Origin of the sequence: Caldovatus sediminis (genome assembly GCF_014644455.1) — a bacterium.
Taxonomy (GTDB): Bacteria; Pseudomonadota; Alphaproteobacteria; order Acetobacterales; family Acetobacteraceae; genus Caldovatus; species Caldovatus sediminis.
Map to the genome: position 1 here is coordinate 63056 of NZ_BMKS01000012.1, position 20563 is coordinate 83618.

At 76.7% G+C, this 20563-nt stretch carries 15 protein-coding genes; 11 read left to right on the top strand and 4 right to left on the bottom strand.

Annotated features, from left to right (window positions below):
* The first annotated feature begins 212 nt into the window (after positions 1-212).
* Positions 213-1859, top strand: coding sequence for a long-chain fatty acid--CoA ligase (locus tag IEX99_RS16845; protein ID WP_188902420.1), 1647 nt, complete (start codon positions 213-215; stop codon positions 1857-1859).
* Positions 1860-2347: 488 nt separating this feature from the next.
* On the opposite strand, the gene IEX99_RS16850 is transcribed toward IEX99_RS16845, so the two are convergent.
* Positions 2348-5221, bottom strand: a complete 2874-nt coding sequence (locus IEX99_RS16850; protein ID WP_188902422.1) for a PAS domain S-box protein — start codon at positions 5219-5221, stop codon at positions 2348-2350.
* Between the two features lie 353 nt (positions 5222-5574).
* Between IEX99_RS16850 and IEX99_RS16855 the strand changes: the two genes are divergently transcribed.
* The 3 genes from IEX99_RS16855 (at position 5575) to ada (ending at position 9149) form a co-directional block, all read left to right on the top strand.
* Positions 5575-6765 (top strand): hypothetical protein, encoded by a 1191-nt coding sequence (locus IEX99_RS16855; RefSeq protein ID WP_188902424.1) that lies wholly within the window; start codon positions 5575-5577, stop codon positions 6763-6765.
* Between the two features lie 419 nt (positions 6766-7184).
* Complete coding sequence (locus IEX99_RS16860; RefSeq protein ID WP_188902426.1) at positions 7185-7844, top strand: tetratricopeptide repeat protein; 660 nt, start codon at positions 7185-7187, stop codon at positions 7842-7844.
* A 234-nt stretch (positions 7845-8078) separates the two neighbouring features.
* Positions 8079-9149: a bifunctional DNA-binding transcriptional regulator/O6-methylguanine-DNA methyltransferase Ada gene (gene ada / locus IEX99_RS16865; protein ID WP_188902428.1), complete on the top strand. Its 1071-nt coding sequence runs from the start codon at positions 8079-8081 to the stop codon at positions 9147-9149.
* A gap of 43 nt (positions 9150-9192) precedes the next feature.
* Here the strand turns inward: ada and IEX99_RS16870 are convergent, their stop codons facing one another.
* Positions 9193-10422 carry an MFS transporter gene (locus IEX99_RS16870; RefSeq protein ID WP_229678092.1) on the bottom strand — a complete coding sequence of 410 codons (1230 nt, stop codon included), beginning with the start codon at positions 10420-10422 and terminating at the stop codon, positions 9193-9195.
* 65 nt (positions 10423-10487) lie between these two features.
* On the opposite strand from IEX99_RS16870, the gene IEX99_RS22545 reads away from it, so the two are divergent.
* Genes IEX99_RS22545 through IEX99_RS16880 form a run of 3 tightly spaced genes read left to right on the top strand, consistent with a single transcriptional unit; the run spans position 10488 to position 13081 of the window.
* Entirely contained in the window at positions 10488-10697 is a 210-nt protein-coding gene (locus tag IEX99_RS22545; protein ID WP_229678093.1) for a hypothetical protein, read from the top strand.
* Complete coding sequence (locus tag IEX99_RS16875; protein ID WP_188902432.1) at positions 10694-12085, top strand: amidase; 1392 nt, start codon at positions 10694-10696, stop codon at positions 12083-12085. The genes IEX99_RS22545 and IEX99_RS16875 overlap by 4 nt, the downstream gene beginning before the upstream one ends.
* 15 nt (positions 12086-12100) lie before the next feature.
* Entirely contained in the window at positions 12101-13081 is a 981-nt protein-coding gene (locus tag IEX99_RS16880) for a zinc-dependent alcohol dehydrogenase family protein (protein ID WP_229678094.1), read from the top strand.
* Between the two features lie 159 nt (positions 13082-13240).
* Here the strand turns inward: IEX99_RS16880 and IEX99_RS16885 are convergent, their stop codons facing one another.
* Entirely contained in the window at positions 13241-14635 is a 1395-nt protein-coding gene (locus tag IEX99_RS16885) for an aspartate aminotransferase family protein (protein WP_188902436.1), read from the bottom strand.
* A gap of 197 nt (positions 14636-14832) precedes the next feature.
* Between IEX99_RS16885 and IEX99_RS16890 the strand changes: the two genes are divergently transcribed.
* Positions 14833-15441, top strand: a complete 609-nt coding sequence (locus tag IEX99_RS16890) for a hypothetical protein (protein ID WP_188902438.1) — start codon at positions 14833-14835, stop codon at positions 15439-15441.
* 21 nt (positions 15442-15462) lie between these two features.
* On the top strand, positions 15463-16575 hold the full coding sequence (locus IEX99_RS16895) for a YihY/virulence factor BrkB family protein (RefSeq protein ID WP_229678095.1): 1113 nt from the start codon (positions 15463-15465) through the stop codon (positions 16573-16575).
* A 571-nt stretch (positions 16576-17146) separates the two neighbouring features.
* Here IEX99_RS16895 and IEX99_RS16900 read toward each other — a convergent pair.
* Positions 17147-17545, bottom strand: coding sequence for a response regulator (locus IEX99_RS16900; RefSeq protein WP_188902442.1), 399 nt, complete (start codon positions 17543-17545; stop codon positions 17147-17149).
* 407 nt (positions 17546-17952) lie between these two features.
* Between IEX99_RS16900 and IEX99_RS16905 the strand changes: the two genes are divergently transcribed.
* Positions 17953-19821 carry a sensor histidine kinase gene (locus IEX99_RS16905; protein ID WP_188902443.1) on the top strand — a complete coding sequence of 623 codons (1869 nt, stop codon included), beginning with the start codon at positions 17953-17955 and terminating at the stop codon, positions 19819-19821.
* Positions 19818-20555: a response regulator gene (locus IEX99_RS16910; protein WP_188902445.1), complete on the top strand. Its 738-nt coding sequence runs from the start codon at positions 19818-19820 to the stop codon at positions 20553-20555. Before IEX99_RS16905 ends, IEX99_RS16910 begins: the two co-directional genes overlap by 4 nt.
* The last annotated feature ends 8 nt before the right edge of the window (positions 20556-20563 follow it).

Consider the following 20563-nt stretch of genomic DNA (forward strand, 5'->3'; position numbering starts at 1 on the left):
CGCGAACCGGCATCGGTCCCGTCCGAGGGGGCGCGTTCCGCCGTCGCCGGGGTCGGGACGGCGCGCCCCCGATCGGCTCCGGACCGGGCCGGGGCGCGGGACGCTTGCCCCCGTCGGACATCGGCGCTTCCCTCGACCGCAAAGACGGGAACGCCGGGAGAGGGCCGCCGCATCCCGCGCCCCCCCGGAGAGGATCGGGAGGCAACGCCGCGATGGACCCCATCCCGGGCATGATGATGGACCGGCCGCTTCTGGTCTCGGCGCTGATCGAGCACGCGGAACGGTTCCACGGCGCGGTGCCCGTCGTCTCGCGCGAGCACGACGGCAGCCTCTTCCGCTACACCTACGCCGAGGCGAGCGGCCGCGCGAAGCGGCTCGCCAAGGCCCTGCTGCGCCTCGGCGTGCGGCCCGGCGAGCGGGTGGCGACCATGGCCTGGAACGGCCACCGGCACTTCGAGCTCTACTACGGCATCTCCGGCATCGGCGCGGTGATGCACACCATCAACCCGCGGCTGTTCGAGGACCAGATCGCCTACATCGCCAACCACGCCGGGGACAGGCTGCTGTTCGTGGACCTCTCGCTGCTGCCGCTGGTCGAGGCGCTGCGCGGGCGGCTGGCGACGATCCGCACCTGCGTCGCGCTCGCGCCGCGCGCGGCCCTGCCGGCCGGCACGACCCTCCCCGGGCTGCTCAGCTACGAGGAGCTGCTGGAGGCGGAGGACGACGACTTCGCCTGGCCGCAATTCGACGAGCGCAGCGCCTGCGCGCTCTGCTACACCTCGGGCACCACCGGCCGCCCGCGCGGCGCCCTCTACAGCCACCGCTCGACCGTCCTGCACACGATGAACTGCTGCGCGGTGGACGGCCACGCCGTCTCCGGCGAGGACTGCGTCCTGCCGGCGGTGCAGATGTATCACGGCAACGCCTGGGGCATCCCCTACTCGGCGACCGCCGCCGGCGCCAAGCTCGTGCTGTCCGGCCGCCAGCTCGACGGCGAGACCCTGTTCCGGCTGCTCGAGGAGGAGCGGGTGACCTTCTCCCTCGGCGTGCCGACGGTCTGGATGGACCTGCTCGCCTACACGGCGCCGCGCGGCCTGCGGCTGACGACGCTGCGCCGCGTCGTCAGCGGCGGCTCGGCGGTGCCGCAGTCGCTCGTCGAGGCGTTCCGGCGCGATCACGGCGTGCGGGTGATCCAGGCCTGGGGCATGACGGAGATGAACCCCCTCGGCGCGACCGCCGCGCCGCGCCACAGGCACCTCGGCGCGTCGGAGGCCGAGCGGGACGCGGTCAACCAGACCCAGGGCCGCCCGCCCTTCCTCGTGGACATGCGGATCGTCGGACCGGACGGCGCGGTCCTGCCGCATGACGGGCGCGCGGTGGGCGAGCTGCAGGTCCGCGGCCCGTGGGTGATCAGCGGCTACTTCGGGGACCCGGCGGCGACCGCCGCCGCGATCACCCCGGACGGCTGGCTCGCCACCGGCGACGTCGGCTCGATCGACCCGGACGGCTACCTCCGCGTCGTGGACCGCGCCAAGGACATGATCAAGTCGGGCGGCGAGTGGATCAGCTCGATCGCGCTCGAGACCGCCGCCGCCGCGCACCCGGACGTCGCCGAGGCGGCCGCCGTCGCCGTGCCGCACCCGAGATGGGGCGAGCGCCCGCTGCTGCTCGTCGTCGCGCGCGACGGGCGCGCGGTGGATGCGGCGGCGCTGCGCGGCTTCCTGGCCGCGCGGCTGGCGCGCTGGTGGCTGCCCGACGAGATCCTGGTCGTCGCCGAGCTGCCGCGCACCGCGACCGGCAAGGTGAGCAAGGCGGCGCTACGCGAGCGCTACCGCGACCGCGGTCTCCCGGAAGGGTGACGCGCAGGCCGCCGGCGGCCTGGTCCGCGAGCCGGCGCGGGCGCCGTCGGCGCGGGCGCGAGCCGTGGCTTGCAGGATGCGCGGCGACGCCGCGGGGAGGTCGCCGCAGGCGGGGAAGCCTCCCGCCCCGCGGCCGGTCCTGCCGCCCTGCCGGTGCTCGTGCGGAGCCGCTACGGCATGCACGTGCTCCAGATGCCCCGCAAGGTCGAGGGCCGAGTGCCGCCCTTCGAGGCGTTGCGCGAGCGCATCGCCGAGGTCCTGCGCGAGGCGAGCTGGCGCCGCGCCGTGCAGGGCCGCATCGGCATGCTCGCGGCGCGGGTCCGGATCGCGGGCTTCGGCATCCTCCAGGGGCGCGCCGCTCCGCCGCTGGGCGCCTGGCCGGCCGGGGCCGCCTGCGTTGCCGCCCCGCGGCGGGGCCGGCGATGCCGGATCCCACGGCGCGCGACCTGCCGGGCCGCGGCCGCCGCGCCGCCGCCCTCGAGGCCAGGTCACGGTGCGTCGCCCGGGTGGCGGTCCCGCTCGGTCCTGGCGAGCGCGCGCCCGATCGGCACCGACATCTCGCAGGCGAGACCGCCGGCATCCCACAGGCGCTCGATCCGGCCGCCGAGCTGATCCCTCACCGTGCCCTCGATCACGCGCGAGCCGAAGCCGCGCCGCCGCGGCGGCGCGGCGACCGGCGGGCCACCGCTCTCGGCCCAGCGCAGCCGCAGCATCCCGGCGGCGTGGTCCAGGTGCCAGCGCACCGCGACCCGCCCGGCCGGCACGCTCAGGGCGCCGTACTTCACCGCGTTCGTCGCCAGCTCATGCAAGGCCATCGAGAGCGCCTGCGCGGCGGAGGGCGCGAGCGTCACCTCCGCGCCGTCCACCTCGACCCGCGGCATGGGCCTGTCGCCCCGATCCGGACCCGCCTCCGCGGAGGGCAGGAACGCCGCCAGCTCGGCCTCGATGAGGGCGCGCAGCTCGGCGCCCTCCCACCGCCCCGCCGCAAGCATCGTATGGGCGCGGGCCAGCGCCGCCACGCGGCCCTCGACGGCGCGCGCATAGGCCTCCGGGTCGTCCTTCGGCGTCAGCCGCAGCGCCGCCTGCACCACCGCCAGCGCGTTCTTCGCCCGATGGTCCAGCTCCTTCGCCAGCAGCGCCTGGCGTGCCTCGGCCAGCTTGCGCCCGGTGATGTCGACCCATGCCGAGTAGCGCAGCGTCCGTCCGCCGAGCTGGACGTCGGCGGTCCGGACCAGCACGTCGCGGATCGCGCCCGACTTCGTCCGGTGCCGCGTCTCGAACTCCCTAAGGCGGGTCCGCGCGGCGTGGGCCAGCGCCTCGGTCCGGATCTCGGCCTCCGACATCGCGGCCTCGATGTCGGGGAGGCGCAGGCGGGCCAACTCCTCGCGCGTGTAGCCCAGCAGCGCGCACGCGCGGTCGTTGACCGCGACGAAGCCGAGCGTCTCCGGGTCGATCACCGCCACCCCGACCGGCACCGCCTCGAACAACGTGCGGAACCGCTCCTCGCTTTCGGCGAGCGCGGCCTCGGCCTCCTTCTGCGCGGTGATGTCGCGCATGATGCCGAGGTGCCGGACCGGACGGCCGTCCTCGTCGGTCATCGCCTCGCCGGTCGAGTACAGCCAGCGCACCGCGCCGTCGGAGGGCCGCACGATCCGGAACTCCGCCTCCGGCAGGGGCCCCCGCCGCGTGGCCGCCTCCGCGACCTTCGCGCGGAACCGATCCCGGTCCTCGGGATGGATGACCGACAGCATGAGGTCCAGCGTGACCGGCGAGTCGGTCTCGATGCCCCAGAGGCGGTAGGTGCTCTCCGACCAGTGCCTCCGACCGGTCGCATGGTCGACCTCCCAGGCCCCGATCCCGCCAGCGTTCTGCGCCAGGCGCAGCCGCTCCTCGGAGACGCGCAGCGCTTCCGTCGCCGCCTTCGCCTCCGTGATGTCCTGGAAGACCGCCACGGTGCGGATCGGCCGCCCCGCGGGGTCGCGCACCGGCGAGGAGGACACGCGCACCCAGCGCATGCCGCCGTCGGGCAGGAGCATGCGCTTCACCGTCTCGTAGGACGCCGCCTCGCCGCGCGTGACGCGCCGGATCGCGGCACGCTGGGCGGCGAGATCGTCGGGGTGGGTGAATTCCGAGTAGTGGCGGCCGATGAGATCCGCGGCCGGGCGGCCGGCCAGGCGGCAGAAGGCGGCGTTGACCCGCACGTAGCGCCCGGTCGCGTAGTCCGACTGGACCATCGGCAGGCCGGACCCCTCGAAGGCCGCGCGGAACTCCGCCTCGCTCGCCGCGAGCGCGGCTTCGGCCCGCTTGCTGGAGGTGACGTCGATGCTCAGCCCGAGCATGCGCGTCGCGCGGCCGTCGCCGTCGTAGACGGCGCGGCCGAGGCCCTGGATCCAGCGCACCGAACCGTCCGGCAGCGGCACGCGGTAGGTGAAGTCGTAGAGGCCGCGCGCGGCGAGGGCGCGCGCCACCGCCGCGCGCGCCGGGGCGCGATCCTCCGGATGGATGCGTTCGGCCCATTCGGCCTCGTCGAACACCTCGGGATGGTCCGCGGGCAGCCCGTGCAGGCGCCGGCTCTCGCCCGAGAGCCGCATCCGGCCGGTCCTCAGGTCCACCTCCCAGGCACCCGCGCCGGCGGCCTCCTGCGCCAGGCGCAGCCGTGCCTCGTTCTCCGCCAGCGCGGCCTCCGCCGCGCGGCGGTCGGTGATGTCGAAATCGACGCCGACCAGTCGCTCGACCCGGCCGTCGGGCCCCGTCACCGCGCGCCCGCGGGCGGCGAGCCAGCGCTCCTCGCCGGTGTCGGCGCGGCGGATGCGGAACTCGGCGCGATACTCGCCCGTCTCCATCACCGCGATCCGGATCGCGGCGTCGCGCGCGGTGCGGTCCTCCGGATGGATGAGCGCGTTGAAGCGGCCGATGTCGCCCGGCGGCGTGTCGGGCGGCAGACCGAACAGGCGCCGCAGCGCGTCGTCCCACTCCGCGCGCCCCGTGGCCAGGTCCCAGTCCCAGCTGCCCATGCCGGCGGCGTCGAAGGCCAGGCGCAGGCGGGCCTCCGTCGCGGCCAGCGCGGCGCTGCGCGCCTCGATGCGCGCGCGCAGCTCGGCATTCTCCCGGGCGAGGGCGTCGGCTCTCGCCCGCAGCTCCCCGGCCTCGCGCGCGGCATCGGCGGCGCGGGCGCGCAGCTCGGCGCGCGCCTCGGCCAGCTCCGCCGCCAGCGCGGCGTTCTCGAGGCGCGCCCGCGACAGTTCCGCCGCGAGGGCAGCGCCCTTGGCGCACGCGCCCGCGGCCGGCGCCTGCGCCTCGGCCAGCTCGCCGGCATCCGCAGCGAGCGCCGGAACGGGTCGTGCACGCCAGTCGGCCCCCAAAGGTCGCCCCCGCCTTGCCAATTTGAGAAACTTGTGCCTGTCGGCGGGCGCCGCGCAAGCGTTCTGGCGCGGCGGTCCAGGCGCGTAACCTTGCGGCAGCGCAGCGCGGCGGCGCGATCCCGCCGGTCACGACCGTGCGCGGTCGCGTCCGATTGGGTTGCGAGTACGGCCGGCGCCGGAATGCTCGGCGCATGGGCTGGAGTGACCCGAGGCCGGACCCCGACGGCGCGGCCCGCGGCCGATCCCGGGATCGGCCGCGGGCCGCGTGGCGGGGCGCCGCATCGCTCCTCGCCCTCGGCCTTCCGCTGCTCGCTTCCGCCTGCACCGTCCCCCGCGCGAAGGAGGCGCGCGTCGTGCGGAGCGTCGGCGCGCCGGTGCCGCCGCGCACCGGGCCTCCCCGGAGGGTCGAACTGGCCGCATGGCAGACCGCGATGGACGAGAGCGGCTGCCGGCTCTCCGCCGCCGCGCCGGCGGGTGCCGCCAGGCTCAGCCTCGAAGGCGGCGGAGGCGGGGCGCCGGCGCTCGTGCGGCTCCGGCTGGCCGTCCCGGGCGGGACGGCACGGCCCATGCGCTTCCGGCCCGGCGGCCGGTACGCGCTGCGCCTTGCCGGTGACGACCGGGCTTCCGGCTCCGGCGCCGCAGCGCCGCAGATCGCCCTCGCCGCACGCGATGCGTGGGTCGCCGAAGCCGAGATCCCCCCGACCGTCGCCGGCGGGCGGCTGCTCGTCGCCATCCCGGCCGCGCGGGCGGCGACGGTCCGCGGACCGGGCCTGGCACTGGCCCTTGCCCTGGCGCCCAGCGCCGCGGCGGCGGAGGACTTCGTGGGCTGCGTCGAAACCGTTGCCGCCTCCCGGCCCGGTCCGCCGGTCGTCGAGGCGGGATTGCCGGGCGGCTGGGAGGTCGTTCGGCGGCGCGACGCCTGCGGCCTGCACCGGCTGGATGGGCCGATCGGCGTCTCGGTCGCCGGCCTGCGCGGCGCCGGCCTGGCCGTGACGGTGCACGGCCACGGCGCCTTCGAGCGCGGGCGCCGATACGAGCTGCGCTTCACGGGCGATGGCTCGGGCACCGCGGCGGCCTGGACCGCCGGGGCGCAGGCGGTGAGTGCCGACACGGTGGTCTGGGCGGTTCCCGAGGACCCCTCCGGCAGCGCGCGCGTGGCCGATCTGCTGCGCGGCGGCTCGCTCGCGGTCGCCGCTGCCGGAACCACCGTCGGTCAGACCCGGCTGCCTCCCGCCGGCATCGCAGCCGAACGGTTCCTGCGCTGCGGCGAGACGGTGTTCGGCCGATCGCCGCCACGCCTGCCCCTCGCGACGCCCCCTGCCGCCGGCGAGGATGGCGATCGCGGCCGTGCGCCGCTCGGCGGCACCGGTCACGCGCCGCGGGGAACCGCGGCGGCGACGGGAACGGGGGGCGCCGCCCCACCGCCGCCGGCCGAGGATGGCGGGACCGCTTTCGCCGGGTCAGCGCTCGGCGCGCATGGCGCACCGGCTCGGATCGCGACGGCGGAGGTGCCGGAAGAAGCGCCCGTCGGCGCGGCGCCCTGACCGCATCCGCCGCCTGCCGGCATGCGAATGGCCGATCGCGCCGGCCGGCGGCACGCCGGAACCATCCCCCGGCTGCGAGGGTTGCCGCTCGGTCGGAGGAGCCGCGAGGGGTCGCGGGCGGCCGGTCATCTTGCCGGGATCCCGCCGATATTGCATGCGATACCCGGCGTGCGGAGCATCGCCCTGTCATGAGAGCCAAGTCCCTGGTGAGCGAAGGGCCCGATCGGGAGCGGACGCCGCGCGCGGCCGACCGACCGGCGGCCGGTGCCGCCGGCGCCTGGCCGTCCGAGACCATGCGCCGCCGCTCCCCGGAAAGCCGCTCTTCCGCAGGCGCGCCGGCCGATCGGACCGTCGCTGCCGCGCGACGCCGGTGGCCGTCGCCATGCCCGAGGCCCCGGCACCTCGCGGCGGCCGCTGCCGTGGCGGCCGCGCTGTGGTTCGGCCCGCCACCCGACCGGCATGGCGGAGGCGGGAGCGCCCGCGCCGAGGGCCAGGCGCTGCCGCCGGCGGTGGCGTGGCAGCAGGCCCAGGCCGAACCGCGGGCGCGGAATGGCGGCGATCCCCGCCGTCCGCCGCGGATGAGCCCGGACGAGGCGCGCCGCGCCGAGCTCGACCGGCTGTTCGCCGCGTTGCGCGACGCGCCCGACGAGGCGGGCGCCGCGCTGGTGGAGGCGCGAATCTGGGCGCTCTGGACACAGGCCGCGAGCCCCGCGGTCCAGCTCCTGATGCGGCGCGGCCTTCGCAACATGGAGGCGCGCGCGCCGGAAGAGGCGCTCGAGGACTTCGATGCGGCGATCACCCTCGCGCCCGACTTCGCGGAGGCCTGGCACCGGCGCGCCCAGGCTCATGCCGCGTCGGGCGACCTCGCCGCGGCGGCCCGTGATCTCCAGGAGGCGTTGCGGCTCGAGCCGCGGCATTTCGGCGCGCTGACGACGCTCTCCACGATCCAGGAGGAGGCGGGCGACCTCGCCGGGGCAGTGCGCAGCCTCGAGGCCGCGCTCGCGCTTCATCCGAAGATGCGCGGCGCCGAGATGCGGCTGCGGGATCTTCGGCGCCGGGCGCAGGGGGAGGAGACCTGAGCGGGCCGCCCGCGCACGGGCCGCGCTGACCGGCCGCGCAGCTCCTGGAAGCGCCGGTCGTCGGCCGGCCGCGCCCGCCGTCGCCCCGCTTCGTGACCGGCGCAAGCGCCGCGTTCGCGGCACCCGGCACGCAGGCGCCGCTCACGTCTCCGGGACGCGCCGGAGCTCCGCCCGCGCTCCGGCGCAACGCGCGGATGGCCCGGACGCCGGCCGGCATGCGACACAGGGCGCGCCATGCCCGACGCCCTCGCCATGCCCGATCCCGAGACGCTCTGGCAGGCCGTGCTCGCGCGCGATCCGCGGCCGGCCTGCGGGCCCTTCCTCTACGCCGTGACGACGCAGGGGGTGTACTGCCGCCCCGGCTGCCCCTCGCGGCCGCCGCTGCGCCGCAACGTGCGCTTCTACCCCACGCCCGACGCCGCCGAGGCCGACGGCTTCCGCGCCTGCAAACGCTGCGACCCGAAGGGCGAGCGCGCCGCCCTGCACGCCGAGGCGGTGCGCGCGGCCTGCCTCCTGATCGAACGCTCCGAGACCATCCCCTCGCTCGCGGCGCTGGCGGAGCGCGCGGGCTACGCGAAGCACCACTTCCTGCGGCTGTTCAGGGAGATCACCGGCGTGACCCCGCGATCCTACGCCGAATCCGTCCGCGCGCGCCGCCTCTCCGCGGCGCTCGCCGGGGGCGCCCGCGTCGCCGAGGCGGTGGCCGAGGCCGGCTTCGGCTCCGAGAGCCGGGTGTACGGGCGGCCCGGCAGGCTGCTCGGCATGACGCCGGGCACGGCGCGGCGCGGCGGGCGGGGCGAGACGATCCGCGTCGCGCTCGCCGGGAGCGCGCTCGGCCTCCTGCTGGTGGGCGCGACGGCGCAGGGCGTCTGCTTCCTCGGCTTCGGCGAGGACGAGGCGGCGCTGCGCGGCGACCTGCGCCGGCGCTTCCCCGAGGCGCGGATCGAGGACGCGCCGGAGGCGCTGGCCGCGACGGTGCGCGCCGTCGTCGCCTTCCTCGAGGAGCCGAAGGCGGCGCTCGCGCTGCCGCTCGACCTGCGCGGCACGGCGTTCCAGCGCCGCGTGTGGGAGGCGCTGACGCGCATCCCCTTCGGCGAGACGCGGCACTACGCGCAGCTCGCGGCGGAGATCGGGGCGCCGGCGGCGGTGCGCGCGGTGGCGCGGGCCTGCGCGCAGAACCCGGTGGGCCTCGCCGTGCCCTGCCACCGCGTCGTCGCCAAGGACGGCGACCTGACGGGCTATCGCTGGGGGATCGCGCGCAAGCGGGCGCTGCTGGCGAAGGAGCGGGCGGGGGCGAAGCGCTAGGCGCGCCGGCGGACCCGCCGCCGCGTCCCGTCCGCCGCCCGGCTCAACCGCGCCCGCCGGCCAGGCGCGCCGCCATCGGGCTCCGCGCCAGCCGCGCCATCGCCACGCAGCCGAGCGCCGGGCCGATGGCGAGCACGGCGAAGGCCCCGCCCCAGCCGGCGGCGGCGACCAGCGGCGGCATCACGTGGATCGTCGCCAGCGTCAGCGCGAAGCCGAGGCAGGTCTGCACGGTGAGCATCGTCCCGGTCAGCCCGGGCTCCGAAAGCTCCGCCACGCTCGCCGAGAACTGCGCCGAATCCGCCACCACCGCGACGCCCCAGACCAGGCAGAGCGCGGTCGTCAGCAGCGGGTGGGCGCCGAAGAGGGGGCCGGCGAGCAGGCAGCAGGCGCCGCTCGTCGCCATCGCCGCGATGGTGATGCGGGTGCGGCCGAGCCGGTCCGCCAGCAGCCCGGCGACGATGCAGCCCGCCGCCCCGGCGGCGAAAACCCCGAAGGTGGCGAGCGAGGCGGTGGCGGCGGCCGCGGCGGAGCCCGCGGGCGCTCCCCCCGCGGCGGCGAAGCTCGCGGCGAGGTAGAGGCCGATCCAGGCCCACATCGCGTAGAGCTCCCACATGTGGCCGAGATAGCCGAGGGTGGCGAGCCGCGTGCCGCGGTTGCGCCACAGCCCGAGCGCCAGCGCCGGATGGAAGGGCGGCGCCCTGGCGTGCAGCGGGCCGGGCCGCACCAGGGCGATCAGCGCCGCCGCCGCCACCGCCGCCGCCGTGGCGGCGAGCACGGTCGCGCGCCACGCCGCGCCGCCGAAGGCGTTGGCCAGGTGCGGCAGGGCGGAGCCGAGGGTCAGCCCGCCGACCAGCAGTCCCACGATCGCGCCGGTGTCGTTGCGGTCGGCCCAGCCGGCGGCGAGCTTCATGCCCACGGGATAGACGCCCGCCAGCGCCGCGCCGGTGACGAAGCGCGCCGCGACCGCCGCCTCCGATCCGACCGGCAGCACGAGCAGCGCCGCGTTCGCCGCCGCGCCGAGCAGGACCGAACCGGCGAAGACGCCGCGCGGGTCGAACCGATCGGGCAGCGCAAGCGTCGCGCTGACCAGCGTGCCGACGACGAATCCGGCCTGCACCGCCCCGGTCAGCCAGGCCTGGAAGCCCGGGCCGACCGCCTCCGCCCCCGCCTCGGCCGCCATGCCGGGGCCGGCGGCGGTGCCGGAGAACCACAGCCCCAGCGCCAACACCTGGGCGAGCACGAGCACGGCGAGGTTGGCAGGCTTGCCGGACACGGCGCATCCTCCGGGGCGGGAACGCCGCGCATCATGGCGCGCGCGCGGGAGCCGGAGGAGTCCGCATGGCCGAACCGATGAGCCGACAGGAGGTGGACGCCGCGCTGGCGCGCGCGGGCCTCGCGCAGCTGACCGAGGCCGAGCGGGCGAGCGTGACGGGCGCGACCGCGCATCTGCAGCGCCTGCGCGCACGGGTGCGGACGCCGGTCCTGCCGCTCGCGGCGGAGCCGGCCACCGTGTTCGCGCCGCTCGCGCCGGCGGGAGCGCCGCGGTGATCCCGACCATCGCCGAGGCCGCGCGGCGCATCGCGGCCAGGGAGCTCTCCCCGGTCGAGCTGGTCTCCGCCTGCCTGCGACGCGCCGAGCGGCTGAACCCGACGCTGCACGCCTTCATCCGCCTCACCCCCGAGGCCGCGATGGACCAGGCGCGCGCCGCCGAGGCGCGGATCATGCGGGAGGGCCCGCGCGGGCCGCTCGACGGCATCCCGATCGCGCACAAGGACATCTACGAGACCGCCGGCGTGCCGACGACCGGGCATTCGCGCCTCCTCGAACACCACGTGCCGAAGCGCGACGCGGCGGTGGTGCGGAAATGGGCGGAGGCCGGCGCGATCTCGCTCGGCAAGCTCGCCACGCACGAATTCGCCTGGGGCGGGCCGAGCTTCGACCTGCCCTGGCCCCCGGCACGCAACCCCTGGGACCCGGAGCGCTTCACCGGCGGCTCCTCCTCCGGCACCGGGGCGGCGGTGGCGGCGGGGATGATCCTCGGCGGCACCGGCTCGGACACCGCCGGCTCGATCCGCATGCCCGCGGCGTTCTGCGGCGTCGCCGGGATCAAGCCGACCTACGGGCTGTGCAGCCGGGTGGGCGTGCTGCCGCTGGCGCACAGCCTCGACACCACCGGGCCGCTCGCCTGGACGGCGGAGGACTGCGCCATCCTGCTGCAGGCGATCGCCGGCCACGACCCGGAGGACCCCTCGAGCGCGAACCGCCCGGCTCCCGACCTGCTCTCCCGCCTGGACGACGGCGTGAAGGGCCTGCGCATCGGCGTGGTGCGGCACTTCCACGAGGAGGACCTCGCCGCCAGCCCGGCGGTGCGCGACGCCGTCGCGCGCGCGGCGGAGACGCTGCGCGGCCTCGGCGCCGGCATCGAGGAGGTGCGGCTGCCGAGCCTGCACGACTTCAACGCCGCCGGCTGGCTGATCCTCGCCGCCGAGGCCTACGCGGTGCACGAGGAGTGGCTGCGCACGCGCTTCCACGACTACGGCGAATACCTGCGCGAGCGGCTCGCGCTGGCCGCGCTGATCACCGGGGCCGACTACGTCCAGGCGCAGCGGCGGCGGCGCGAGCTGTGCGCCGCGGTGGCCGCGGCGATGGCGCGCTGCGACCTGCTGCTCACCGCGGCGCAGCCCGGCGAGGCGCGGCCGATCGGGCAGATGGGCAAGTGGGCGAGCTTCGAGGCGCCGAACCTGACCATCCCCTTCAACCTCACCGGCCAGCCGGCGATGGTGGTCTGCGCCGGCTTCGGCGAGGGCGGGATGCCGGTCGGCGTGCAGCTCGCCGGCCGGCCGTTCGAGGACGCGACGGTGCTGCGCGCGGCGCACGCCTTCGAGCGCGCGACCGCATGGCGGCAGCGGCGGCCGGCGCTCGCGGCATCGGGGTAGGCGGCGATGCGCTGCATGGCGCTCGACCCCGCCGCGCGCGGCCGGCTGCGCGCGGAGACGCGGCCGGACCCGCGGCCCGGTCCCGGCCAGGTTCTGCTGCGCGTCTGCGCCTGCGCCGTGTGCCGGACCGACCTGCACGTGGTGGACGGCGAGCTGCCCGACCCGAAGCCGGGCGTCATCCCGGGCCACGAGATCGTCGGCCGCGTGGTCGAGGCCGGGCCCGGCGCGACGCGCTTCGCGCCCGGCGCGCGGGTCGGCGTGCCCTGGCTCGGCTTCGCCTGCGGCGCCTGCCGCTTCTGCGTGGGCGGGCGGGAGAACCTGTGCGAGTCCGCCCGCTTCACCGGCTACCAGCTCGACGGCGGCTATGCCGAGCTGGCGGTGGCCGACGAGCGCTTCTGCTTCGCCCTGCCCGACGCCTATGCGGACGCGGAGGCGGCGCCGCTGCTCTGCGCCGGCCTGATCGGCCACCGCGCGCTGCGCATGGCGGGGGCGGAGGCGCGGCGGATCGGCCTCTACGGCTTCGGCGCCGCGGCGCACATCGTCGCCCAGGTGGCGCGCTGGGAGGGGCGGGAGGTCTATGCCTTCACCCGCCCGGGCGACGCCGCGGCGCAGGCGTTCGCGCGCGGCCTCGGCGCGGTCTGGGCGGGCCCGTCGGACGCGCCCGGGCCGGTGCCGCTCGACGCCGCCATCCTGTTCGCCCCGGTCGGGGCGCTGGTGCCGGCGGCGCTGCGCGCGGTGGACCGGGGCGGCGTCGTGGTCTGCGCCGGCATCCACATGAGCGACATCCCCTCCTTCCCCTACGAGATCCTGTGGCACGAGCGGACGGTGCGCTCCGTCGCCAACCTCACCCGGCGCGACGGGGAGGAGTTCCTGTCGCTGGCGCCGAAGGTGCCGGTGCGGACGGCGGTGGAGACGCTGCCGCTGGAGCGGGCGGAGGAGGCGCTGACGCGGCTGCGCGCCGGCCAGGTGGAAGGCGCGCTGGTGCTGGTGCCGTAGTGCCGCGGCGCGGCGCCGCGCTGGCCTGCGCGCGTGTTTTGCTCGCGGCCGCGGCCCGCCCGCGCATCCAGTGCCGGCGCGCGGGCGGGCGGGAGCCGGGGCCGTTCCCGTCCGGCCGTCTCCGGGCGTCGGCGACCTGAGCCCGGCAGGCGCCGGCGCTCAGCGGATCTCGCCCTCGTCCCTCAGCATCCGCACGCTCCTGCGGAACGCCTCCAGCGTGCGGTCCAGCTCCGCCGGTCCGTGCGCGGCGGAGACCGTGCCGCCCGGCCAGGGCATGATGTCGGCGCCGTGCACGCGCATCGCCAGCGCGAGCTTGGTCGGCGCCTGCGCGCCGCGCGGCACCTTGAGGTCCTCGTAGCCGAAGGCGAAGGGGTCGAAGCTGCGCGGGCCGATGCCCGGCAGGCCGCGCGGGTTGGTGAAGACGTGGAAGCCGGTGTGGGTGCCGTACACCGCCCAGGGCACGCCGGCCTCGGCGAGCACGGCGTTCATCCCCTCGCGCAGTTGCGCCGCGTGGGCATGGGCGCGCGCGATCGCGTCGGTGGACTTCAGGATCTCGAGCGTCGCGACGCCGGCGGCGGCGGAGAGCGGGTTGGCGTTGAACGTCCCCTGGTGCGGGATCTTCTCGATGCCGCGCGCCGCCGCGCGCTCGGGGTCGAGCAGCTCCATCACGTCGCGCCGCCCGACGACCGCGCCGCCCGGCAGCCCGCCGGCGAGGATCTTGGCGAGCGTGGTCAGGTCCGGGCGGATGCCGAGCGCCTGCTGCGCGCCGCCGAGGGCGACGCGGAAGCCCGTCACCACCTCGTCGAAGATCAGCAGGATGCCGCGCTTCGCCGTCTCCTCGCGCAGCAGGCGCACGAAGTCGGGGCGCAGCGGCACCTGGCCGTAGGTGCTGCCGGTCGGCTCCAGGATCGCGGCGGCGATCTCAGGGCCGTGCTCCTCCAGCAGCGCGACGAGGCCCGCGGCGTCGTTGGGGTCGGCGAGGACGACGTTGCTCGCCAGCCCCTCCAGCACGCCCGGCGTCGGCGTGCCGTCGAAGTGGTTGGTGACGCCGAAGGCCATGTGGTCGTGCCAGCCGTGGAAGTGGCCGCGCAGGCGGAGCAGCTTCGGCCGGCCGGTGGCGGCGCGGGCGAGGCGCAGCGCCATCAGCGTCGCCTCGGTGCCGGAGTTGGTGAAGCGCACCATCTCCGCGCTCGGCACCAGCTCGCGCACCAGCTCGCCCCAGCGCAGCTCGAGCGGGTGGCTCGCGCCGTAGTGCGTGCCCTTCGCCGCCTGCTCGGCGATGCGCGCGGCGACCTCCGGGTGCGCGTGGCCGAGGATCAGGGCGCCGTGGCCGCCGAAGTAGTCCACGTACTCGTTGCCGTCCACGTCCCACTTCCGCGCGCCCGCGGCGCGGGCGATGGCGAGCGGGTGCGGGCGGACGTAGCGCGTGTCGTGCGTCACGCCGCCGGGGAAGATCTCGCGCGCCTTCGCGTAGGCGGCGGCCGAGCCCGGCGTGCGCGCGACGAAGGCGGCGACGATCGGCGAGTTGGAGAGGGGAGGGGGGATCGCGCTCATCGCATCGCGCCTCTTCGGGTCCGGCGGAACGATCCGGCGACCGGCGCCCCGCGCGCATCGGCGGCCCTCCGCTCGCCCGAGGGCTGCCCGGCCGCCGAGCGCGGCGGGCCGGGCGGGCCGCGCGTCGTCAACCGCAGCGTGGCGCGGGGCCGCGGGCTTGGCAACGGGGCGTGCGCGCCGCGTGCCGGCGCGGGGCCGTGGCGGCCGCGACCGTCGCCGTCGGGAACGCGGACCGGGCCTTGCTGTTGACTGCCCATCGGTCGCGACGTCGAAGAGGGGTACGCGAAGTGAGCGAGGTGCCGAGGAACGAGCCGGCGCCGGGGCCGCCGTCGCGCGGGCCGGACCGGTCGGAAGGCGCGGCGGCCCGTCGCGCCGCCGGCGAGACCGCAACCGGCCTGGCGATCGGCATGGCCGTCGGGGCGATGCCGCCGGTGCTGCCTCGGACCGAGACCGAGGATCGCCCGAGGGGCGAGACGCGCGACAACCTCGCCCGCACGGCCGGGCAGGGCGCGCGGGTGGCCGCCGCCGTTGGCGGGCCGGCGTCGGAGCGGTACGGTCGGGTCCGGCAGGCACTCGGCGGCGCGGCGCACGGGACGCGCGGCGCGGCCGACCGGGAGGGACCGCACCATGCGGGCGAGACGGCCAGCCGAGTTGCGGAAGACTTCGTCGGCGCCGTGCGCGACGCGCTGCACGGGGGCGCCGCGGAGGCCAGGGAGGCCATGCGGCGCGTCGGGGGCGAGGCCACGCCCGGGATCCCTGGCGATGGCGCCGGGACGGACCCGGCCCGGCGCGAAGGGCCGCGCTGAATCGCGGGCGAGGCCGGCATGATGCCGAGACGCCCTGGGCCGCAAGCGCCGGCCGGGCCCGGCCAGGCGAGGACCGCCCTGCTCGGCGCCACGCTGGTCGCCATGCTGCTCGCGCTCGGGCTGCGCCGGCGCGAGGCCGGGGCGGGCGTTGCAGTGACCCCCGCCGGCGCCCGCGATGCGGGGGAAGCGGGGCGGGGCAGGGAGGCAGAGGGGCCGCTGCAGGTCCCCGCCGCCGGCTGGCGCGACGTGTTCTGGCGCGTCGTGCACGCCTTCTCGGCGGATCGCGTGCTGACCGAGGCGGCGGCGGTGGCCTTCTTCGCGCTGCTCGCGATCTTCCCGGCGATCGCCGCGCTGGTCTCGCTCTACGGCCTGTTCGCCGACCCGCAGGCGGTCGAGCGGCAGGTCGAGGCCCTCGCGGGGATCCTGCCGGGGGGCGCGCTGGAGGTGCTGCGCGGCCAGATGCAGCGGGTCGCCGCGGGCGGGAGGACCGAACTCGGCCTCGGCTTCGCGATGAGCCTCGCGGTGTCCCTGTGGAGCGCCAACCAGGGGACCAAGGCGCTCTTCACCGCGCTGAACGTGGTCTATGGCGAGGAGGAGAAGCGCGGCTTCATCCGTTTCACCCTGGTGACGCTGGCGGTGACGCTCGGCGGGCTCGTGTTCGTCCTGCTGGCGCTCGGCGCGGTGGTCGTGCTGCCGGTGGTGCTGGGGTTCCTGGGGGTGCCGAGCTGGGTCGAGCGGGTGCTGCACCTGGCGCGCTGGCCGATCCTGCTGATCGCGGTCTCGCTGATGCTCGCGGTGCTCTACCGGTTCGGGCCGAGCCGCGAGTCGGCGCGGTGGCAATGGCTGAGCTGGGGCGGGACCCTGGCGGCGACGCTGTGGCTGGTGGGCTCGGCTGCCTTCTCCTGGTATGTGGAGAACTTCGGAAGCTACAACGAAACCTACGGCTCGCTCGGTGCGGTCGTCGGCTTTCTCGTCTGGATCTGGCTGTCGGCCGCCGTGGTGCTGCTCGGCGGCGAGGTGAACGCGGAGCTCGAGCACCAGACGGCGCGGGACACGACCACCGGGCCGGCGCAGCCGCTCGGGGTGCGCGGTGCGCGGATGGCCGACCGGGTGGCGGCCCGCGACCGTGCATAGGACGGGGCGCGGGAGGGCAGGGGTATCGGCGTTCGGCCGATGAGTTGCGAAACCCCGGGGAAATGCACCGAATTTTTTGATCACGTTTCCGTGATAACGTGCTATGATTGCACTAGTAGGCATCTCTGCGTCCGGATTTGTCGTCGAAGGCGGTCGTCGTGATGCCGATTGGGACAGGGCAGTCGCTCGTCCCGCCCCGATCCAGGCCTCGGCGTCGTGCCGGCAACGCCTCCCTCCGTCGGCGTCCTCCTGGTCCTGGTTGCGCTGGTTCTCGGCGTGCTGGCGCAGGCTCCCCCGCAGGATGGCGCCTTGCCCCTTCCGGTCGGACGGGGCGCGGCGGCACCGCCCGGCGCTCCTGGCGCCGCCGGGCCGCCCGTCATTCCCTACGACCCCCTGCCGCGGTAGCGGACGGCCGGGCACGCGCCCTGCCGCCCCGCCACCCTCCGCCGCGCCGCCGCCCTCCGCCTTGCCCTGCCGAGCGGCTCCGCAGCCCCGGTCACGGCGCCGCTGCGCCCGCCGGATCGGCCGCGCGGAGGGATCGCCATGCGCCGGCGATCCCGGCAGCGGCGGCTCAATCGGCGGCGATGCGCTGGATGGCGCGGGGCAGGGCCGCTGCCGCGGCGGCGCGGACGATCGCCTCGGCGATGTCCTCGTCGGTGAACGGCTTGCCGACGACGCCGAGCGGGGCGGCGGCGTGTCCCTCGGCGGTCTCGAGGAGGTCCGGGTTGCCCGTGACGAAGACCGAGCGCACGCCGAAACGGTCGTGCAGGACGCGGGCGACCTCCCGTCCGTCGTCGCCGCCGGCCAGGGTGAGGTCCATCAGGGCGAGGTCCGGCCGCTCGCGCTCGGCGAGCGCGACGGCGGCGGCGCCGTTCGGCGCGGCGCCGCAGCTCTCGTGGCCGAGGGAGGCGAGCAGGTCCTCGAGGTGCATGGCGAGCAATGCCTCGTCCTCGACCACCAGGATGCGCATACGGCCGTCCCTCCCCCCCCGGGTTGTTGGAGAGGCTTTACGCAAGAAGTCGCGAATGGTCCGATGCCAAATGCGTGAGGTGCCGGGCCTCCACCGGGCATGCGCCGGTTCGGCCGCGCCGGCGACCAGGCCCGCATCCGGCGCGCCCGGCGCCGTTCCCGCATCCGCTCCGCGGTATCGCCGTCGTCGCCTCGTCGGCAGGTGACGGGCGGGCGCCCGGCCGGCCCTTCGGGATGGCGGCGTCGTGATCGGCCCGGCCGGGAGGAGGGCGGCGCCGGGGCGGACACTTCTCGCCCCCCGGTTGTTTCTGGCGTAGAAATGGAGCGGTGATCGCACCGACGGCTCCGCGGGGCCGAGGCGAGGGCGATCGGACGCGGGGCTGCGGGGTCGGGACACGATCGGAGGGGATGACCGAGACATCCACCGATGGGCGCGCCTCGGGAAGCGTCGCGGGCGGCGCAGCCTCGCCCCCCGAGGCCTGGTCGAGCGGCGGCCCGCCCGCCGGCCTCTTCCACCGCCGGGCCGACCGGGTGATCGCGCTGGTCCGGGCGGGCGTCGCCATCGTCGCCTTCCTGGCGATCCGGCTCGAGCCGGGCCAGCCGGAGCAGCTCTCGATCCATGCCCGCGCGCTGATGGCCGCCTATGCGCTCTACGCGGTCATGCTGGCGGTGGCCCTCGGCGGCTTCCGGGTGGTGCAGCGCCCGGCGCTCGGCACCGTGGCGCATGTCGTGGACATCGGCGTCTTCACGGTGCTGATGTTCCTCACCGCCGGCCCGGCCAGCCCCTTCTTCGTGCTGTTCAATTTCTCCCTGCTCGCCGCCGCGCTGCGCTGGGGCTGGCGCGGCGCGCTGTGGACCGCCGTGGCCCTGACCGGCCTGTTCTTCCTCGTCGGCATCGTCTTCATCGGCAGCCTCGCCAGCGGGGCCTTCGACCCGAACCGCTTCATGCTGCGCCTGACGCACCTGCTCACGATCGGCGCCATGCTGGTGTTCTTCGGCGCCTACCAGCAGCGGTTCTCCGCCGAGGTGCTGCGGCTGGCGGGCGGCTGGCCCACGGCCTCGAGCGACCCGGTGCCGCTGCGCGAGGCGCTGGCCTACGGCGCGGGCGTGTTCGACGCGCCGCGCGCGCTGCTGGTGCGCGACGATCCCCTTGAGCCATGGCTCCACGTCGCCGAATGGCGCGCTGCCGACGGCACCGGCCGCCGGCGCAGAGGCCGCGGGCCGGGAGCGGGCGGCGTCGCCCGGGCGCCGGGCACCTTCCGCGAGGAGCGCCTCTCGCCCGACGAGATCGGGCCCGTCGTGTCGGAGGCGGTCGGCCATTCCCCCTTCGTCCTCGCCGAGGGCATGGCGATGGTGCACCGCGGCGGCGACGTCCTCGAGCCGCTGCCCGAGGTGCCGCTCAGCCCGGCCCTGCGCCGCCGCCTCGGCATCGACACCGCGCTCTGCCTGCCGGTGCGGGCCGAGGAGCTCGAGGCCTGGCTGGTGATCCCCGGCCGCGACAGCGGCTCGGCCGAGGACTTCCTGATCGGGGCGGTGGCCACCGCGCGCATCGCCGCCGCGTTCCAGCGTGCCGCGGCGCAGGACGCCCTGTTGCGCGCCGCCGCCGCCGAGGACCGGCTGCGCCTCGGCCGCGATCTGCACGACGGCATCCTGCAGTCGCTCGCCGGCGCGGTGCTGAAGCTGCAGGCGGCGCTGCGGCGGGAGACGCCGCCGCCCGGCCTCGCCGCCAGCGTGACCGAGGTCTGCGAGCTGCTGGCCGCCGAGCAGCGCGAGCTGCGCGCCTTCATCAATCGCCTCCGGCCGGAGCCCGGGGCGGTGACGCTCGCCGAGGTCGAGCTCGCCCCGGAGCTGGAGCGCGTGGTGCTCGCGCTGCAGGTCCAGTGGGGGATGCGGGTGACGCTGACCGTCAACCCGCCGGGCGCGACGGTGCCGGAGCGGCTGGTCTGGCACTTCCGCCAGCTCGTGCGGGAGGCGGCCGCCAACGCGGCGCGCCACGGCAAGGCGGAGCACTTCGCGGTGGAGGCGTCCCATCTCGGGGAGACCCTGTGCCTGCGCCTGGCGGACGACGGCACCGGCCTGCCGCAGCACGGCCGGTTCGACGCCCCGACCCTGCGCGCCCGCGGCATCGGGCCGCGCTCGCTGCGCGAGCGGGTGCTCGCCCTCGGCGGGTCGCTGGTGCTGGATTCGAGCCCCGCGGGGCTCCGCCTGCTGATCGACATCCCGCTCGGCGGCGCGGTCGCCGCCGCCGCGCCCCAGAAGGAAAGGGTCGCCGCATGACATCGCTGGTGATCGCCGACGACCATCCGATCGTCATGGAGGGTCTCGCCGCCCTCCTCGCCGGGGCCGGGCACGACGTGCTGGCGCAGTGCGCCCGCGGGGAGGAGGTGCTGGAGGCGGTGCCGCGGCTGCGCCCGGAGATCCTGCTGCTCGATCTTCACATGCCCGGGATGGACGGGCTCGCGGTGCTCCGGCGGCTCAACGCGGAGGCGCAGGCGGCGTCTGGCGGGTACGGCCGGGTGCGCGTGGTGCTCCTCACCTCCGGCCTGACCGAGGCGCAGGCGGCGGAGGCGATGCGGCTCGGCGCGGACGGGCTCGTGCTCAAGGAATCCGCGCCGCAGCAGCTCCTCGAGTGCCTGCGGCAGGTGGCGGCCGGCGGGCAGTGGGTGGACCGCGAGATCGGCCGGCGGGCGCTCGCCGCCGCGGCCGCGATGGCGGGCGGCGGCGCGTCGTCGCCCGTCGCCTCCGGGCCGGGGACGGCCTCGGGGCGGCGTGGCGCGGGCGGCCAGGACGCCGCGCCGGACGCGGTGCGCCTGACCCGGCGCGAGCAGGAGATCGTCGGCCTGGTGCTGCAGGGGCTGCGCAACAAGCAGATCGCCGACCGGCTGCAGATCACCGAGGGCACGGTGAAGATCTATCTGCACGCGATCTACCAGAAGCTCGGCGTGACCAGCCGGATGGAGCTCGCCGTCTGGTGCCGGGAGCGGAGTGCGGCGGGGATGGCGGCCGTCTGACCGGCCGG

What these genes read in the sequence shown, in the direction of transcription:
- IEX99_RS16910 (WP_188902445.1), top strand. Translation starts at nt 19,818, where the DNA reads ATGACATCGCTGGTGATCGCCGACGACCATCCGATCGTCATGGAGGGT.
- ada (WP_188902428.1), top strand. Translation starts at nt 8,079, where the DNA reads ATGCCCGACGCCCTCGCCATGCCCGATCCCGAGACGCTCTGGCAGGCC.
- IEX99_RS16900 (WP_188902442.1), bottom strand. Translation starts at nt 17,545, where the DNA reads ATGCGCATCCTGGTGGTCGAGGACGAGGCATTGCTCGCCATGCACCTC.
- IEX99_RS16895 (WP_229678095.1), top strand. Translation starts at nt 15,463, where the DNA reads ATGCCGAGACGCCCTGGGCCGCAAGCGCCGGCCGGGCCCGGCCAGGCG.
- IEX99_RS16845 (WP_188902420.1), top strand. Translation starts at nt 213, where the DNA reads ATGGACCCCATCCCGGGCATGATGATGGACCGGCCGCTTCTGGTCTCG.
- IEX99_RS22545 (WP_229678093.1), top strand. Translation starts at nt 10,488, where the DNA reads ATGGCCGAACCGATGAGCCGACAGGAGGTGGACGCCGCGCTGGCGCGC.
- IEX99_RS16905 (WP_188902443.1), top strand. Translation starts at nt 17,953, where the DNA reads ATGACCGAGACATCCACCGATGGGCGCGCCTCGGGAAGCGTCGCGGGC.
- IEX99_RS16880 (WP_229678094.1), top strand. Translation starts at nt 12,101, where the DNA reads ATGGCGCTCGACCCCGCCGCGCGCGGCCGGCTGCGCGCGGAGACGCGG.
- IEX99_RS16885 (WP_188902436.1), bottom strand. Translation starts at nt 14,635, where the DNA reads ATGAGCGCGATCCCCCCTCCCCTCTCCAACTCGCCGATCGTCGCCGCC.